This window comes from Peribacillus muralis, from assembly GCF_001645685.2.
GTDB classification, from domain to species: domain Bacteria; phylum Bacillota; class Bacilli; order Bacillales; family DSM-1321; genus Peribacillus; species Peribacillus muralis_A.
Genome location: NZ_CP017080.1, coordinates 3289885 through 3308454 on the forward strand (window position 1 = coordinate 3289885; position 18570 = coordinate 3308454).

An 18570-nucleotide genomic window follows, 5' to 3' on the forward strand; every position below is an offset into this window, starting at 1 on the left:
AAAATTATACCTCCAAATATATTGTATCGGGTTTTTCTGAATCAAAGCATTCATTAACCCACATTACTGTTACAAGATCATTTTCTCCTACATTTACAATAGAATGTGTATAGCCAGTAGGAATATCTACAACTTGTAACTTTTCTCCGCTTACTCTATATTCAATAATTTCTTCTGAATCTATTTTTCTGAATCTAATAAGACCTTCTCCACTTACTACTAAAAATTTTTCATTTTTAGTATGATGCCAGTGGTTTCCTTTGGTAATACCAGGTTTTGATACATTTACCGACACTTGCCCTCTTTCAGGTGTTCTAATAAATTCTGTGAAAGAACCTCTGTTATCACAATTCATTTTCAAATCATAGGAAAAGCTGTCTTCTGGTAAAAAGCTTAAATATGTACTGTAAAGCTTCTTTGTTAAGACGTCTTCCATATTAGGAATGCTTAACTCCACTCTACTCTCTTTAAAGCTTTTTATACGTTCAGCTAATTCCCCTAATTTAATCGTATGTGTTGTTTTCACGTAGCAATATAGATTTTCTTTAGTAGGATTCCCTTCCAAAGCGTTTATAAATTCTTCTAGTACATCATCAATATAACAGAGCGTTAATTCGGCATCATAATTATTAATTTGAATATCTATATTTCTAGAGATATTATGGCAATAAGTCGCCACAACTGTATTGTAATTAGGTTTACTCCACTTTCCAAATAAATTAGAAAGTCTGTATACAAATGCCTCAGCTCCTGTTTGATTACTATATTCAAACAGAACATCCTCACCAGCTTTTTTGCTTATACCATATGGGTTATCTTTTCCAGCCTGTATAGACGAGGTAATAAGCACAGGCGATTTATTATTATGTTTTTTTAATAGCTCAAGTAACTCGAGCGTAAAGTGGAAGTTACCTTGAATAAATTCTTTTTCATCGTCAGGACGGTTTACTCCCGCCAAATGAAAAACAAAATCACATTCTTTAGCATAAGTATCCAATAAAGTCGGTTCAGTTTCTCTAGTAACCTTGAAAATATCTTCATAGCCTTTATTTTTTAATTCCTCAATTAAGTTTTGGCCTACAAATCCATTTGCTCCTGTAACGAGTATTTTCACTATAAAAACCAACCTTTCTAAGTACCTAAAAAATATAAGAAGCTTAATGTATTCTTATTATGAAGAAAGTACCTTCATACCCTTAAGTTCATTTTGAACATATTCTAATTCAATTAGTTTTTCTTTAATCTGTTCGATACTTAAGATTTGGGTATTATGAGAGTTATATTCTTCTTCCGTAGATAGCTTTTTATCACCTTCTGCGAAATATTTATCATAATTTAAATCTCTTTTATCTGCTGGAACCCGGAAGAAACCACCTAGATCTTCTGATACTACATATTCTTCTCTTGTAAGCAGAGTTTCGTATAATTTTTCTCCGTGCCTTGTACCAATAACTTTAATTTCATTATCTGCCTTGAATAATTCTTTAATCGCCTGAGCCAAGTCTCCAATGTAACTTGCAGGTGCTTTCTGTACCATAATGTCTCCAGCTGCTGCATTTTGGAACGCAAAGATAACCAGCTCTACTGCTTCTTCAAGACTCATGAGATATCTAGTCATATTAGGATCCGTAATGGTTAAAGACTGACCACTTTTAATTTGTTCAATAAATAATGGTATAACAGATCCACGTGAGGCCATTACATTACCATATCTAGTTCCACAAATAAGCGTTTTTTCTGGATCAACAGTTTTTGCTTTAGCAACAAAAACTTTTTCCATCATGGCTTTAGAAATCCCCATGGCATTTATTGGGTAAGCTGCTTTATCTGTTGAAAGACAAATTACCTTTTTGACTCCGAAATCTATAGCCGCTGTTAAAACATTATCCGTCCCTAAAATGTTAGTTTTCACGGCTTCTAACGGGAAAAACTCACAAGATGGAACTTGTTTTAAGGCAGCAGCATGGAAAACATAATCCACCCCGTGCATAGCATTTTTAACACTAGCCAAATCTCTAACATCCCCAAGATAAAACTTAAGCTTATCGTTATTATATTTCTTTCTCATATCATCTTGTTTTTTTTCATCACGAGAGAAAATACGAATTTCTTTTATATCAGTATCTAGAAATCTATTCATTACGGCATTACCAAATGAGCCAGTTCCTCCAGTTATTAATAACGTTTTATCTTTAAACATATTAGTTCCTCCTATTTATAAATGCTTTATTATTATATCTACTGTCTTTTTTATATCAAAGTTATCTTCTAAATACTTCCTTCCATTAAGACCCATTTGACACCTTAATCTTTCGTCTTTTGAAAGTTTATTTGCGTTACCAATAAAGGTATTTACATTAAAACTTTCTGACCATAGTCCACTTTCTGATTCCTTTAGTACATCTTTTAAGTCTGTATTTTTATCAGTTGCTGCTAATACAGGAAGGGAATACTCCATATAGGCAGTTAATCTGGAAGGGAAGTTTGGGATAGTAAATCTTCTGTCTAAAAATATTAATCCCACATCAGCTATCTCCAGTAATTGGTCATATTCATCCTTAGGTAGTTTATTAAATAAACTTACGCTTTTAGTTTTTTTCTGTTCTATATGCTTTTTTATTTTTACATACTCAGTACCTGACCCTACAATTAACAGATGACCATTACTAATTTTATGAAAATTATCTGCTACTTCTAATAAAAATTCTATTCCTTGTGGTTTCCCTAAATTTCCTCCATATACAAATAAGGTTGATTCATTAGGTATGTTAAATTTACTAAAGAGTTCTTTATTTTTATTTTCCCTTTCAAATCTCTCAATCGGGCTTATTGAATTAGGAAAAATTTCCACTTTTCTTTTTTGAATAAAAGGATTATGTTTTAATACATAATCCATGTTCCCTTTTGACATGCAGCCAATTATATCTGACATTTCATACAATCTTTTTTCTTTATTTCTAAAATGTTTCCATAAAAGGCTCCCTTCCTTTATTACATTTATATCTACTGCATTTTGCGGAAAAATATCTTTTAGAACAAGATAAGTTTTACTTTTATGCTTTTCTTTAAAATATTGAACAACTTTTTCAAAGGTTATAGGTGGAGTGGAGTACATAACCATATCAAAGTGAATATCTTTAAAATATTTTTTTACCGCTTTTAGATATTGCTTTTCTATAACAAGTGTTGATATACCTTTTTCAATAAAGTTTGTTTTTGTAATATTTCCTGTCCTAACTTTTAAGACATTTATATTATTATTCGTAGAAAACTCTGTAGGTAAGTCAGTTCTCTTTTCTCTAGGTGCAACTACATATACATTTATTCCTCTATGAGAGAGTTCCCTTACAAGATCAGTATAGATGCCTCTTTGATCTACATTTTCCATATTTGATAACGTTAAAAATAATACGTTCAAACTATCACCTACTAGATTTTGTTAGGCTAACATTATAACTTTTGAGAGAACTTAACACTATACGAACATCTTTTTCAACTAAATTACTACTACAAGGGATATTCAAAAGATTTCTCTCATAAAACTCTGCTTCCTCGATTTTATATCTTTGGTTTTCCGTGTAAGGTTTTTGTTTATGCATTAAACCCCATAAAGGCCTTGTCTGAATTTTATTTTCATTTAGCTTAATTAGAAGTTCATCTCTATCCATACCAAACTTTTCTTTATCAACTAATACTGAATAAAACCAATGATTAGCCCTAGTATCATTTCTAAATGATAATAAAGTTAAACCTTCAATACTTTCTATAGAAATTCTATAAAGATTATAGTTCTTTATCTTTGTCTCAATGAAACTCTCAATTCTATCTATTTGATCCGTCCCAAAGGCCGCTTGGATGTTTGTCATACGATAGTTGAAACCTACTTCATCATGGATAAAATATAGTGGGTCTGTTTTTGCTTGGACAGATAAAAAGGCTATTTTATCTAATAACTCCAGGTTGTGAGAAACTACCATCCCCCCACCACCAGTTGTAAGAATCTTATTAGCGTTAAAAGAATATACTCCGATATCCCCAATGGTTCCACAATGTCTACCTGCATATTTTCCATTTAGATAATAAGATCCTAGAGCTTCTGTAGCATCCTCGATAAGTTTTAAGTTATATTTCTTTTTTATCTCAATGAGCTTTTCCATTTGAAGAGGATTACCAAATACATGTACAGCAATTATTGCCTTAATTACTTTACTTGTTTTTTTATTAATAACCTTTCCATCTATATAATGGCATTCATTTTCTAAAAATTCTTCGAGTTTATTCATATCCATATTTAGATTTTTGTCACAGTCCATAAATATGGGTTCTGCCCCCATATATTTAACAGGATTTACTGCAGCAACAAATGTTACTGTAGGGACAATAACTTCATCTCCATGTTCAATTCCAAGAACTCTCAATGCAAGATGTAAACCTGCTGTACCACTTTGACAAGCGATAGCTTTATCTACACCAACATATTTAGCTATTTTACTTTCAAATTCTTGAATGAATCTTCCTCCAGTAGATACCCATCCAGTTTCAATAGTTTCTTTTACATTTTCCAGGATATCTATAGAGAGGTTTGGTACTGAAAGAGGTATTGTTTTGTTAACCATTTTCTATCACTCCGACCCTTTTTTTATTATTGCTGGAACTCCTGCCGCCATAACATTATCAGGAATATTTTTAATAACAACCGCACCGGCAGCCAATACTACATTACTTCCTATAATTATATTATTGATCACACTTGAACCTATTCCAGCCCATGAACACTCATCTATAGTTACGGTTCCACCAAGATTCACACCAGGTGATATATGTACACCATCTTTAAGAATACAGTCGTGATCGATGCTAGAAGAAGTATTTATGATACAACCCCTTCCAATACGTGTATCCGCATTTATCACAGACCCTGCCATCACAACAGTGCCTTCGCCTATATTGCTTGATTTACTTATTGAGCTATAGGGATGAATTAATGTAACCATAATAAATCCTTCTTTTGACAATAGCTCAATCCATTTAAGCCTTAATTTATTATTTCCTATGGCAACAAAGGCATATTGAAAGTTTTGTTTAAAATAATTATAATCATTTAATTTACCGATTATTGATATATTTAAAACTTCCTTTAAATCATCTCTATCGTCAAGAAAAGCTATATTTCTCCAATAATTGGAGAGTAATGCTATTTCGGAAACCACTTTCCCATGACCTCCAGCACCAAATATTAATAAATTCGCCATAGTTCCCCCTCAATAAAGTTTACTATTACATATTGTTCTGCTTTTGTGTTTCCTTGTTTCCTGTAAAGAATGGCATTGTATTGCCTTGAGAATTATTAATATCTTTTCTATTCAAGACATTATATAAAGTTAGCCAAAGTATCCTTAAATCGAGACAAAGACTAATGTTATCTACGTACCAAAGGTCAAGTTTAAATTTTTCTTCCCAACTGAGTGTATTTCTTCCATTCACCTGAGCCCACCCTGATATTCCAGGAGTAATCTCATGTCTTCTCATTTGTTCATGAGAGTAATGTTTTAAGTAACTGACAAGCAACGGTCTAGGACCTATAAAACTCATCTCACCACGAAGTATATTGAAGAGTTGAGGCAGTTCATCTACACTAGTCTTACGTAAAAATGAACCAATCTTTGTCATTCTCTCCATATCTGTAAGTGAGCGCCCCTCTCTCTGAGTTTCAATTTTCATTGTCCTGAATTTATAAACTGTAAAAATTTCTGCGTTTTTTCCAGGTCGTTCTTGTTTGAAAAGTGATGGTCCTTTTGATTCCAATTTTATAGCTATACTTGCTAAAAACATAATTGGCGATGCTATTATTAATAAAATCATTGAAAAAAAGAAATCTAATATTCTCTTAAGAACTAAATACGGTTTCATTAACAACATCCTTAAAAATTCATATTTTTTTGGTTATTGTTACATTAAATAGAAATATTGAAGTATTATATTAATTTTATTTTTCCACCAATACTTTTTGTTTTTTTACATTTGGACGCCCTATTGAATAATATTCAATTTCATGTTCTTTGACATTACTTAACTCGTAACAGTTACGACCATCAAAAACAATTGCTTCTTTCATTAATTTTTTGTAGTTTTCCAAAGGAAATTCTTTTATTTTACTCCACTCAGTAAGAATTAATGCTAAATCAGAACCCTTTAGCGCATCCTCAACAGAATTAACATAAATAATTTCACTTGATAATAGCTTCTTAGCATTTTCAATCGCAGCTGGATCATACGCAATTAATTCAGCCCCCTGTTCAATTAATCTTTTAGTAACAACAATCGAAGGAGCCTCTCTCATATCATCCGTATTAGGTTTAAATGCAAGACCTAACACAGCAATTTTCATCCCAGCAATACTATCAAACCGTTGATTCAACTTATATAAAAGTAGATTTTGCTGATTTTGATTAACATGCACAACTCCCTTTAAAAGCTCAAACTCATATCCAGCATTACCAGAAATTTGAATTAAAGCCTTCGTATCTTTTGGGAAACAAGACCCCCCATACCCAATACCAGCATTCAAAAACTGATTGCCAATTCTACTATCCTGCCCCATTCCTAAAGCTACATCTTCAACATTAGCTCCAATACGTTCACAAATATTTGAAATTTCATTAATAAAACTAATTTTCGTAGCTAAAAATGCATTTGAAGCATATTTAATCATCTCTGCACTTCGTAAATCAGTTTTAAATACAGAAATATCAAACGGCTTGTTAATCTCTTCTATTAACTTTCCGGCTGGCTCATGGTCAGCTCCAATAACAATTCGATCACCATTAAACGTATCAAAAATTGCTGACCCTTCTCGTAAGAACTCTGGATTAGAAACAACATGAATTGTAACATTATTCACTAAGTTGTTTTGAATAATTTCATTTATTCTATCATTCGTCCCTACTGGGACTGTGCTCTTTGTAACAACAACAACATCTGAATTAACATTTTCCGCGATATCTTTAGCAACCCGCTCTACATATAATAGATTTGCCGAACCATCATCATTTTCTGGGGTTCCAACAGCAATATATATCGCATCAGCATCCATGAAGCCTTCCTTATGATTAGTGGTAAAAAACAAACGTTTTTCTGCTATATTTTTCACCATCAGTTCTTCTAAACCAGGTTCGTAAATAGGAGAAAACCCCAAACGCATCTTCTCGACTTTTTCACTGTCAATATCAATACATTGCACCTTATGACCAATATCAGCTAAACATACTCCCGTTACTAACCCGACATAACCCGTTCCAACAACTGCAATTTTCAAGCTAGACCCTCCCGCTTATAGTCTTTTTTTTACAATTTTTTTGTAAATACTGAAATACGATTTCTCTTAAGCCTTCACTTTCTAAAACAAATTCAAAATTGAAATTCTCCACTAGTTCTAGGAGTTTGCTTTACAACTATTTCAAAGATTCCCGGTCCAATGTATACATTCCTATAATTACATAGTTAGATGGTGCATCTTTCATTAGGTTTTTCTACCACTCACCTATTCGTCCTCCTTCAGCCTATTTCACTGCTGAATAAGTTTTATTTCTTCTGCGATTGGCTAAATTTATCACGAATTGTTTAAGTTCTGTCATGGAAAAACCATCATAGGAGTTTAAAAGATACTGAATTTCATCTTCCTGATCCAATACCGCTTTTCCGATAAAGATTTTCGGGAATACGGCTTCACTATGAACCTCTTTTTCCCCTAATAGTTCTTCATACATCTTCTCACCAGGTCTGATCCCTGAGAATTCGATTCCGATATCCTCTATTGAATAGCCGGATAATTGGATAAGATTCGTTGCTAATTCAACGATCTTCACGGGTTCACCCATATCAAGGACGAAGATTTCTCCGCCTCGAGCCAACGAACTTGCCTGGATGACTAATCTGGATGCTTCGGGTATGGTCATGAAATACCTCGTCATGTCTGGATGGGTGACGGTTACAGGACCACCGGCTTGGATTTGTTTTTTAAATAACGGGATGACACTTCCTCTGCTGCCCAAAACATTTCCGAAGCGAACGGCAACGAATTTGGTTGCGCTATTTTTAGCCAGCTGCTGGATGATCATTTCTGCAATCCGCTTCGTCGACCCCATGACATTGGTTGGGTTGACGGCCTTATCGGATGAAATCATCACAAATGCTCCTACACCAAACGTTTCTGACGCTTCTGCAACATTCTTCGTTCCAAAAACATTATTCTTGACAGCTTCACGTGGATTGTATTCCATAAGGGGAACATGTTTGTGTGCAGCGGCATGGTACACGACATCAGGACGATGTGTCTCCATCACTTCGAAAATCCTTTCCCGATCCTGAATATCTGCAATGACCGGTATGATTTCCATTTGATTGGCATATAACTTTTTCAATTCCATATCAATTTGATAGATACTATTCTCGCCGTGTCCTAGGAGGATCAGTTGGCCGGGTGAGAAGCGGCAGATTTGCCGGCAAATTTCCGAACCGATCGAGCCTCCAGCCCCTGTAACCAAAATCGTCTTGCCGGTTACATATTGGGATATGCTCGTTATGTCCAGTTCAACCGGTTCCCTGCCCAATAAGTCTTCCACTTCGACTTCTTTAAATTGATTCACGGCTACTTTCCCTAACATAATATCTTCAATCATCGGAATAATTTGAGTTTTCGCACTCGTTTTTACACACTCATCAAATATGACCTTCAACTCTTTCTTGCTTAATGAAGGAATTGCAATGACGATATTATCGATATGATATTTCTCTACCATTTCTGGAATATGCTTAGAGTTGCCGACAACGGGTATTCCCAAGATATCCAATTTTTCTTTTTTTGGATCATCATCGATGAATGCGACAGGCTTCAGTTCAATATCCTGATTAGTAAGAAGCTGCCGTACAGCCATCGTTCCTGCCGATCCAGCACCGATGATCAACGTATTCCTGGTTTCCGTTTGATTATGGATCAGACGGTTCCGCAGCATTCTCCACGAAAAACGGGACCCGCCAATGAGGATGATATGCATCATCCATGTAAGTGCCATGGCTCGTACAAACACATCTTGAAAAACGATGATTTGAATGGCGATAACCGCAATAACAGATAAGCTTACTGCTTTAACAATCGACACTAACTCCCGGATGCTCGCATATTCCCAGGCATTCTTATACAGTTTATAAATGGAAGCAAAAAAATGATGGCTAAATAATAGAGAGACTGAAGTGACCAAGAGTGTTGGTAATTTAAATATTTCCAAATAAGGATACAAGAACAAATAACTTACATAAATGGCCGATAATACGATCAATGAATCCAACAGCGCCAATAATGTCAGTCGTTTCCGATAGGCCAACTACATTTCCCCCTTTAATAAAATTCACAGGTACCCGCGCTTTTAAATGAAGCATTGAAATATTGTGTTCCTTTTCACAAGAAAGTACTATAAAAAAATTTGCATTGCAGAATAGGCCCCTCTTGTAGCTAGCATGTCCCATTACACTTACCTTTTAAAAAATGCCTAGTATTTTCTTTTTGAATGGCAGTGGTTTTTCAACAGCTGGACTTAGTCCCTTCATGAGCAGTTCCGCATTTTCCTTAAAATAAAAGCTCCGTTCGACACCATGCATCTTTGTGATTGTTTCGTACGCCTCTTGTAGGGTGAATCCCCTTGAGCCGGTATTATGAGCATCAGTTGCAACGAAATGTGCCAGATTATGCTCGATGATTTTCTTTGAAAACGTTTGAATTTTCTTCCCGAAATTGCCGATGATGCTTCCAGAGGTAATTTGCGTTAAGGCACCTTCTTGAATTAATTCAAATAACCGTTTAGGGTTTTCCATCAATTCCTTATTTCGTTCCGGATGTACGATAATCGGGGTGATCCCTCTCAGCAGCAGCTCGTATATCATATCTTGTGTGTATGTAGGGACACGTCCAGACGGAAGCTCCAGTAGCATATACCTGCCTTTGTCGTCGAGTGTCAGAATTTCTTCCTTTTCCAGTGAAATGAATAAATCTCGGTGTATTCTTACTTCCTGCCCGAGATGAATCGTAAGGGGAATATGGGTCTGTTGAAATTTCTCGTTTAATTTCATGACTCTAGCGATGATGTCACTCTTCACGTTGACAAACTTCTCATTTAAGTGATGCGGCGTTGCATACAAATCGGTGATTCCTTCTTCCACCGCTTTTTTTGCCATGCTCATGCTTGCCTCCACGTCTGTAGATCCATCATCGACGCCTGGGAGAATGTGACAATGTATATCAATCAATCTCAAACACTTCCTTTATAACGAACGGGTCTAAATACCTACTTCGTAAAAATAGTAATTATTACCCTGATTAATAGTAGCATACAAACCTTCCATTAAACAGGGTGTTATTTTGTCGAACTTTGTCTTATTGATCAAGATTGATAGTAATAATAATTGCTGTTATCCGTTTCCACGCCATTCAAGACGACACCAAGCACGGATGTATTGGCTTTCGTTAATAGCTCCTTCGCCTTCACTGCACTTTGTTTGTTCGTCTTGCCGCTTGAGACGACCATGATCACGCCATCACATTTATTGGCGACAATTTGAGAGTCAGGAACGACCAGGACCGGCGGTGTATCAAAAATGATATAATCATACATTTCTTTCAGTTCCTTTATGGTTATGCCTATCGCTCTGGAATTCAATAATTCCGAAGGGTTGGGGGGAATGGGTCCGCTCGTCAAAATCTCCAGATTAGGCACATCCGTCTGCATGACCGCTGTTTCAATGCTCATTTTCTTCGTTAGCACACTCGTGAGTCCTTGTATATTACTAAGACCAAAGGCATAATGAACGGACGGTTTTCTCAAGTCTGCATCTACAAGCAGTACTTTTTTCTCCTCCTGAGCCAATACAATCGCGAGGTTCGCGGATGTCGTCGATTTCCCATCATTAGGCTCGGCTGAGGTAACGACAATGGTTTGTATATCTTCATCCACTGAGGAAAATTGGATATTCGTCCGAATCAATCGATATTGCTCCGTGATCGGTGATTTAGGATTATTTTGGGCAATCAAATTCACTTGTTTTTTATCTTTACTTCTCAAAAATCCCGCTTCCTTTCGTCCAGCTTAGCCTTTATTATGTACGTTCGAAATCTTCTGAATCGAGCCAAGTAGAGGCAATTCCAGGAGTGTCTCGATATCCTTCTCATCCTTGATCGTATTGTCCATGAACTCGAGCAAAAATGCCAAGCCAACGCCAGCCATCAAGCCGACCACCGCTGCAATCGCGATATTCAATATGGGATTAGGTTTTACAGGTGCAGGGTTCTCTTTGATTTCAGCTTTGGCAAGTACGCTAACATTGTCGACGTTCATGATATTTTTGATTTCTTTTTGGAACGTTTCAGAAATCGTATTGGCAATCTCCACTGCTTGCGATGGATTGCCATCCTGGACCGTTAAGGAAAACACTTGTGAATTTTGTTGGCTGTTAATGGTGATTTTTTCACTAAGCTGCTCCACGCTTTCGTCCAGTCCAAGCTTATCGATGACCTTCTCCAAAATGGCTGGGCTTTTAATGATCACGCTGTATGTATTGATCATGTCGATATTGGATCGTATTTGGGTCGAGTCCAATGGATTTTCGGATTGTTTCTGATTAACGAGAATTTGTGTCGAAGATTGGTAGACGGGTGATAATAAGAAATAAGAAATCGATCCACTGATTAACGCCGCAATTAATGTCAGCAGCATGATTAGCTTCCAACGCTTCTTTAATGTTTTGAAAATATCTGTAATACTAATCGTTTCTTCCATTTCATCCTCCTAATATAATAAAAATGACCTAGTGCATTATAACACATAATATTACCTATATTAATGTATTATCAAGGAAATTTTCATGAATCTTACAATGCATGAATACTTTTCTAGCGCTTAGATGATTCTATCGTATAAATATCCTCGATTCAAAGGAATTTTTTTCCTAATCAAGCACCTTTGAAGCCATTACAGCTGAAGAACCCGCATTCTAAAAGGATTTCCGGATAAATAAATTAATCCTATTTACCCAATACTTGGTGTCCCCCATTGACACGATTAGATGAATCCACCTAAAACTAATTGCCCATTAAATGAAGAAAAACCATTTATGGACCGAATTGTGTCAGGTTTTTAGGGCGTAGTTATCATTATTAATGGAGTAAAACTGTGTAAACTGAAAATATGGTTTATATATTCATAGAAATGGTTAGGTGTGGTCAATATGATAGGTTACCGAGTCAAGTCGCTTAGGGAAGAAAGGAACATGTCAATTAGTGAACTCTCCACAAAATCGGGCGTTGCCAAATCCTATATAAGCTCACTGGAAAGAAACCTTCAAACAAACCCCACTATTTTAGTTTTGGAAAAAATAGCAAGAATTCTAGGTATTAAGGTTGATGCACTGCTTTATGAACAAGGAAACAAAAGTATGGATGAAGAGTGGATCCAAATCATGCAGGATGTTATGGGTTCTGGCATATCGAAAGAGGAAATGCGCGAATTCATTCAGGATCGCAAATGATCGGTTTACATTATCGGTATCGCTTTCTTATGTATGCCAGTGAAAAGGGGGGAAGCAGCTTAAGCCACTCCTTCCCCCTTTTTTTCACTACCTGTCCTGTTTTTGCTGAAAATAGTCCTGCAGCACCTCGAACCATATCTGATGTCCTCGGTCATTTGGATGGATGTTATCATTGGTTAAAACATCAGCCAATCTCAAATTCTGTTTTTCTAGCTTCTTTTCCATACCTGCCTTGCTATTCAAATACGTCCACTGATTCTTTTTGATGACATCCTCGGAAGCGTTCATATAATCCAGATAACTCAAACCTAAGCTATTTTCCATTTCACCATTTGCGACTGAATTTGGTGAAATCATCAGAATCTTGGCATTTGGCCGTTCTTTTTGCCATTTTGCCATGATTTTTTCCAAATCGATTTCCGTCTGTTCCAGGCTAAGTGATTGATAGTGATTGTTAATCAGCGGCTTTTCAAAAATAATCAAATCAGGGTCATCTTTTATGACTTCTTCGATTTTTTTACCTTCCAACAAATCCTCAGTTGAATACCCTTCATGACTATGATTCAAAAAACGCAATGCTTTAGCCTCATCAAGATCGGCACGCAGACTCTTCTCCAGACGCGCTGTCCATCTTTTCGCAGAAGTACTTGCTCCCGTTCCTGAAGTACCGTTACTCCCCACTAGGGAGACAATGACCTTATCTTGCGTAAGTGACTTATACCGTAAATAATCGATTAACGGCTGCTGTTGATTATCTTCCGGTTTTAAGCTCTGTATCAATGCTTCCCTTTCTTCTTTTTCCTTTTGTTTAAGTTTTGCTTCAGCTTCTCTAGCCTCCACCCCGGCTGCCTGGTTTTTGTTTTTCCAATGGATTTGACCGGATGCCAGTACAGCTAAGCAAATGATCGCGATAATGATTAACCCATACTTCCTCATCTTTACCTCCGTTTATAAACTAAGAATTTACATGGACCACGATTCAATACTTTTCTCTTTTTTTTGTCTAATTCATTATAACTAACATATTATCCGTTATAAAGAATGTTTTTCCAATCATTTCTGACATCACTCGACAAATCCGATGAATAAGATTCATTCATTAACCCCACGTAAACTATGTAATGCCCATATGAAATTTCCGTAATGTTATTGTATTTCCTGCTTCCTTCACGCTTTTTCGTTGTATGATAAGAAAAAAAGGAGTTTTGGTAATGATTATTCTGCAGTATATGGAAAAGATTTTTTCATTCATGCATAAGGATATACCGGAAACTCATGTAAAATGCCATGTTTGTGCAGGTACGGGTGCCTACGATATTTATACGGATTGCCTTACCTGTAATGCAAAGGGGCTGATCAGTAAAGTGGAGTATAAGAGGAGGCTTGAAGAAGGTGAAATTTAACGGATTTCGTGAAGTCGATATGTGTAATCAAAGAAGCGGTATTGGCTATCGCTTCTTTTTTTTGTTTCAAAAAGGACCGTTTGTCCGCTGTCGTAAAAGGGTATTTTATTACGAGAGGTGATGGATATGACAGCAATTACGCACATCGGCTTGGCTGTGCCTGATTTGGATGCTGCGATTTCGTGGTATGGGCAGGTCCTGGGATTCAAGCTATTGGCGGGTCCGTATTCGTTTGATGCGAGTGCCGAGGACATGCCGAATATGACAAATGATCTTCTTGGCAATCATGTTAAAAAAATGCGGAACGCCCATTTGATGGCGGATAATCAGGTCGGCATCGAGCTTTTTGAATTCCAGGAGCCGAGAATGCCCAAAAGTGATAGTGATGCGTATCAGGGCTTTTTTCATATTTGCTTGGTTTCTGAAGATATTGAAGAGCTTGCCGATAAGATTGCGGATTCTGGCGGGAAGAAACGAAGCGATATGTGGAATACGTGGGAGAACAAGCCCTATTATTTAATTTATTGTGAAGATCCTTTTGGCAATATCATTGAACTATACAGCCGCAGCACGGAATGGATGTATGGCAATAAGGATTGATGCAAAAACAGCCCCCCAAACGATGGGAGGCTGTTTTTTTCCGTTACTTTTTCACCGTGACTTTTCTTGCTTCACTTACATTTTTCGCTTTGTCCTTAGCGGTGACATAGAGGTTCTTCCCTGCTTTTTGCTTCGGGATCCTAACCGAGAAGGTCCCTTTATTCGTTGCTGTCGCAGAGCCGATTTCTTTCCCTGATACCTTGATGGACACAGTGGAATTGGCTTCCGCTTTGCCTGTTACAATCGTCGTTTTCGTCGTGACCTTGTCTACCGTCGGTTTGCCAGGTGCGGTTTTGTCTGCGACGGTGACGGTTTTGATCGAGCTTGTATTGCCAGCCTTATCCGTAGCTGTAATCGAGAGGACGGTTCCGGCTTTTTGTTTTTTTGACATCGTTACGGTGAAGTTCCCTGCGCTATTGGCATTCGCCTTTCCAAGGACGGTGCTTTGGCTTTTGACCGTGACGGAGGAGCCTGCTTCCGCTTTGCCTGTCACTTTTACCGTATTGTCACCAACCGTATTGACTGACGGTTTGTTTGGCGCAGTTTTATCTTCGACTTTAAAAGAAACGGGCACACTTTTATTTCCTGAATGATCGATGATTCTTGTAGTGATTGCCGTGCCGGCTGTTTGTTTGGCTATCGTCGCTGTAAACGTTTTTTCGCCATTGATCTTCAATGTGGCCAGCTGCTTCTTATCGGTGTAAATCGAGACGGTTCCCGTTTTGAAATTGGCTGGGATGCTTCCTGTTATCTTGATGTCCTTATCGGAAATCGTTTTAACGGTCGGCTTGGTCAGCGTCTTCATCTCCAAGGCCTTTTTCGCATTGACCCTTCCGTTTCCATAGTATATGTCCTTCCCTTTCGTACCAAGATCCTTCGCTGAATCATAGAGACGATATTCAACCTCCGTTTTGTTGAGCTTAGGCTCATTGGACCAAATGAGTGCCGCTACCCCCGCCACCATGGGCGTGGCCATCGATGTTCCGCTCATCCAGCCATATTTACCATGCGGCAAGGTAGAAAGGATCTCATCCCCAGGGGCTGCAATATCCACGGTTGAATCGTAATTGGAATAATAGGGGCGCTTGTCCCTTTCATCCGTGGCGGCAACGGAAATGACGTTATTGTAGGCGGCTGGGTATACCCGCTGGACATTTTTCCCCATATCGCCTTCATTACCGGCAGCCGCAACGATCAAAATCCCTTTTTTCGAGGCTTCCTGAACAGCTTTATTCAATGCCTCCGAATACATGTTGACTCCGAGACTCATATTGATGATTTTCGCTTTTTTCTGAATCGCATAATGTATCGCCTCAATGATATCGGCCGTATCGGCATACTCGCCATCAAAAACATTGATCGGCATCAGCTTTACATTCGGGGCAACACCCGCTCCGCCCATGTTATTGTTTGCACTTCCGGCAATGATGCCGGCGATATGCGTCCCGTGCTCCCCTTCCGGCAAAATATTCTTCCGCTTGCGGATCGTATCATAAGCTTCGACGATTTTCCCGGTTAAATCCTCATGCTTGCGATCGATTCCATCGTCGATGATCGCCACGATCATCTCCTTCGAACCCATCGATTTTGTCCAGGCACTTTCCGTACCAAGATTTTTATGATGCCACTGATCTATGTAAGCTGGATCATTTGGTATATCCATCTTCTTGAACAAATAGTTGGGCTCGGCATATTCGACATTCTTCCGTTTCTCAAGCTTCTCGATCAGCTTGTCCGTCGTTTGCCCTTTCGGAACCTCGACCTTCTCTATCAGCTCGTGAATCGGCTCATCATCCGTTTCCTTATATTTGACGAGAACACCATCGGATTCCGGGGCTTCCTCCGCAGCTGCAATCTCTGGCTGAATATGTGGCAGGAACATGAACAGCAACACAACCGGCAATATCGCCTGAATAAACTTGTACATGAAATCACTCCAAAATTATATGATTAAGAATAAATATGATGACGTTGATGCAAGATCTCACTCTACCATTATCCCTAACTAGATTGTATACCGAGTGAAATCGTTTTACTAACCTTTTTATTTATGAAAGACTTTTTTTGGAATAATACGAACGTCATATTGTCACAGCTGGCAAACCGAAGATGGTATTGATAGATTAATGTGGTTAAATCTGACTGCTTAGACTTGGTGGAATGGAAGGCAAGGATCACAGTACAAATTCCCGAGATTACGGGCCATTCGAGCTCTATTTTATATATACAGCGTGGGATGAAGCGGTTCTTGGTAAAGTTTCCTGCTTTCACTCCCGGGTTTGGACGTTGCTGTGAATATGAGGTGAGCTCCCATAAAAATGGCCCTTTTCACAGGGAATGGGGGCCGTTTTGCGTCCATTTTTTGCGTTACTCTCAAATTCGACTATGATTCTACTTATAATTCCTGCTTTCATTCTTCATTTCGGAGCGTTACTCGCGAATGAAAGATTAAGTCCGTATAATTGTGTAAAAAAAGAGAGTCATTTCGTTCACTCTTGGAAACAATGTTTTCTACCACAGAAATCACATTGAAAAGAGGAATAAAATGACTCAGTTACAGTTTAACCTTGATCTCGATCTTTTAAAAGTATCCATTATGAATTCTACAATGGATGACGTGATTAAATCAGCGGTTGTATTAATCTTAAATGAGTTTATGGAGAAGGAGAGAGACGCCTATCTACAAGTTTCATCTTATGAGCGCTCCTCCGAACGTCAGGATTATCGGAATGGCTATTATGAACGTGACTTTACGATGAGTATTGGGAAGATTAAATTGAAGGTACCCAGGACGCGTACTGGTGACTTTTCCCCTTCTGTTTTTGAAAAATATGCCCGGTGTGATCAGGCGCTTATCCTTTCCATGTTGGAGATGGTGATCAATGGGGTCTCTACTCGGAAAGTCACCCATGTTGTCGAACAGCTTTGCGGAGAAAGTGTTTCAAAGTCTTTTGTTTCCTCGCTTACCCAAAAGCTGGATCCCATTGTTAATGGCTGGGCAACTAGGCCCCTAAATATCACATACTATCCCTTTATTTTCGTGGATGCCATGTATATCAAGGTGCGTGAGCACCAACAGGTTGTTTCAAAAGCCGTATATATCGCCACAGCTCTTACCAAACAAAATAAGCGGGAGATTATAGGGGTACATATCGATCATGTTGAAAGTTTTGAATGCTGGTCCCAGTTCTTTAAACAACTAAAATCTCGTGGCCTTCAATCCCCTAAGCTGGTGATTTCTGATGCCCATCAAGGATTACAAAAAGCGATCCAACGCGATTTCATTGGAACCTCCTGGCAAAGATGCAATGTCCATTTTAAGCGGAACATTTTAGAGAAACTGCCCAAAAAGGGATCATCCGACATTCGTTTAATGATTAAACGGGTATTTGAGGCTGTCACGATTGAGGATTGTCGTCTATTCAAAGCGGAGTTAATCGATAAATTCGGGGAGGAATTAAAATATGAAAAAGCCCTTCAAATTTTAGATGAAGGGTTCGAAGACACCGTTCAATACATGAATCATCCAGAAAAAATCAGGCAGCACATCCGCAGTACCAACTCGCTGGAACGTTTAAACCAAGAAGTTCGTAGAAGAGAAAGAGTCATCCGAATCTTTCCTAATACCCAATCAGCCTTCCGATTAATAGGTGCCGTATTAATGCAGTATCAAGACACGGTTTACGCTAAGAAAAAAGGATAGTCCAAGTACCTATTTTGTGAAACTTTCATCATGAATAATTTCACATTCGAACAGGACCGTCAAAGTGAAAAGCCTTTGACAGCCCTGCCCGAATGTGAGAGAAGATGATCATGAAAGTTTCGCAAAAAAAATGTGTCAGGATAGAGTTTTGCGTACCTCTAAAATAGCTTTTTAATCTGAGGAAACATCAAATTAAATGGTTGAAAACATTGTGTTAGTGAATTTACACAATAATAAGGGCTTGACTGAATTTAACCACTTTACTCGCCAATTTATCGATTTTACTCGCGA

The 18570-nt window shown here is 37.8% G+C and carries 17 protein-coding genes; 4 read left to right on the forward strand and 13 right to left on the reverse strand.

Annotated elements, in window-relative coordinates:
* Positions 1-4: 4 nt before the first annotated feature.
* The 11 genes from ABE28_RS16005 to ABE28_RS16055 all read right to left on the reverse strand — a co-directional run bounded on the left by ABE28_RS16005 (position 5) and on the right by ABE28_RS16055 (position 11825).
* Entirely contained in the window at positions 5-1114 is a 1110-nt protein-coding gene (locus tag ABE28_RS16005; RefSeq protein WP_064464417.1) for a polysaccharide biosynthesis C-terminal domain-containing protein, read from the reverse strand.
* 57 nt (positions 1115-1171) lie between these two features.
* Positions 1172-2200: a polysaccharide biosynthesis protein gene (locus tag ABE28_RS16010; protein ID WP_064464415.1), complete on the reverse strand. Its 1029-nt coding sequence runs from the start codon at positions 2198-2200 to the stop codon at positions 1172-1174.
* Between the two features lie 15 nt (positions 2201-2215).
* Positions 2216-3418: a glycosyltransferase family 4 protein gene (locus tag ABE28_RS16015; protein ID WP_064464413.1), complete on the reverse strand. Its 1203-nt coding sequence runs from the start codon at positions 3416-3418 to the stop codon at positions 2216-2218.
* A gap of 4 nt (positions 3419-3422) precedes the next feature.
* Positions 3423-4616 (reverse strand): LegC family aminotransferase, encoded by a 1194-nt coding sequence (locus ABE28_RS16020; protein WP_064464411.1) that lies wholly within the window; start codon positions 4614-4616, stop codon positions 3423-3425.
* 6 nt (positions 4617-4622) lie between these two features.
* A complete protein-coding gene (locus tag ABE28_RS16025) occupies positions 4623-5252 on the reverse strand; it encodes an acetyltransferase (RefSeq protein WP_064464409.1) in 630 nt (209 codons plus the stop codon).
* 25 nt (positions 5253-5277) lie between these two features.
* Positions 5278-5910 (reverse strand): sugar transferase, encoded by a 633-nt coding sequence (locus tag ABE28_RS16030; RefSeq protein ID WP_064464407.1) that lies wholly within the window; start codon positions 5908-5910, stop codon positions 5278-5280.
* Between the two features lie 76 nt (positions 5911-5986).
* Positions 5987-7315, reverse strand: coding sequence for a UDP-glucose dehydrogenase family protein (locus tag ABE28_RS16035; RefSeq protein ID WP_064464405.1), 1329 nt, complete (start codon positions 7313-7315; stop codon positions 5987-5989).
* A 244-nt stretch (positions 7316-7559) separates the two neighbouring features.
* Positions 7560-9380, reverse strand: a complete 1821-nt coding sequence (locus tag ABE28_RS16040; RefSeq protein WP_064464403.1) for a polysaccharide biosynthesis protein — start codon at positions 9378-9380, stop codon at positions 7560-7562.
* Between the two features lie 154 nt (positions 9381-9534).
* Positions 9535-10299 carry a tyrosine-protein phosphatase gene (locus ABE28_RS16045; protein WP_064464400.1) on the reverse strand — a complete coding sequence of 255 codons (765 nt, stop codon included), beginning with the start codon at positions 10297-10299 and terminating at the stop codon, positions 9535-9537.
* A gap of 134 nt (positions 10300-10433) precedes the next feature.
* On the reverse strand, positions 10434-11111 hold the full coding sequence (locus ABE28_RS16050; RefSeq protein WP_064464398.1) for a CpsD/CapB family tyrosine-protein kinase: 678 nt from the start codon (positions 11109-11111) through the stop codon (positions 10434-10436).
* 24 nt (positions 11112-11135) lie between these two features.
* Positions 11136-11825 carry a YveK family protein gene (locus ABE28_RS16055; RefSeq protein ID WP_064464396.1) on the reverse strand — a complete coding sequence of 230 codons (690 nt, stop codon included), beginning with the start codon at positions 11823-11825 and terminating at the stop codon, positions 11136-11138.
* 448 nt (positions 11826-12273) lie between these two features.
* Here ABE28_RS16055 and ABE28_RS16060 point away from each other — a divergent pair, with 448 nt between their 5' ends.
* Positions 12274-12573 carry a helix-turn-helix domain-containing protein gene (locus ABE28_RS16060; protein ID WP_064464394.1) on the forward strand — a complete coding sequence of 100 codons (300 nt, stop codon included), beginning with the start codon at positions 12274-12276 and terminating at the stop codon, positions 12571-12573.
* 87 nt (positions 12574-12660) lie between these two features.
* Here ABE28_RS16060 and ABE28_RS16065 read toward each other — a convergent pair whose 3' ends face one another.
* Positions 12661-13509, reverse strand: a complete 849-nt coding sequence (locus ABE28_RS16065) for an SGNH/GDSL hydrolase family protein (protein ID WP_064464392.1) — start codon at positions 13507-13509, stop codon at positions 12661-12663.
* Positions 13510-13784: 275 nt separating this feature from the next.
* Between ABE28_RS16065 and ABE28_RS16070 the strand changes: the two genes are divergently transcribed.
* Both ABE28_RS16070 and ABE28_RS16075 read left to right on the forward strand, forming a co-directional pair.
* Positions 13785-13976, forward strand: a complete 192-nt coding sequence (locus ABE28_RS16070; protein ID WP_064464390.1) for a hypothetical protein — start codon at positions 13785-13787, stop codon at positions 13974-13976.
* Between the two features lie 126 nt (positions 13977-14102).
* Complete coding sequence (locus tag ABE28_RS16075) at positions 14103-14576, forward strand: VOC family protein (RefSeq protein WP_064464388.1); 474 nt, start codon at positions 14103-14105, stop codon at positions 14574-14576.
* A 43-nt stretch (positions 14577-14619) separates the two neighbouring features.
* On the opposite strand, the gene ABE28_RS16080 is transcribed toward ABE28_RS16075, so the two are convergent.
* A complete protein-coding gene (locus ABE28_RS16080; protein WP_064464386.1) occupies positions 14620-16503 on the reverse strand; it encodes a peptidase S8 in 1884 nt (627 codons plus the stop codon).
* A 618-nt stretch (positions 16504-17121) separates the two neighbouring features.
* On the opposite strand from ABE28_RS16080, the gene ABE28_RS16085 reads away from it, so the two are divergent.
* Positions 17122-18279, forward strand: coding sequence for an IS256 family transposase (locus ABE28_RS16085; RefSeq protein ID WP_064464241.1), 1158 nt, complete (start codon positions 17122-17124; stop codon positions 18277-18279).
* The last annotated feature ends 291 nt before the right edge of the window (positions 18280-18570 follow it).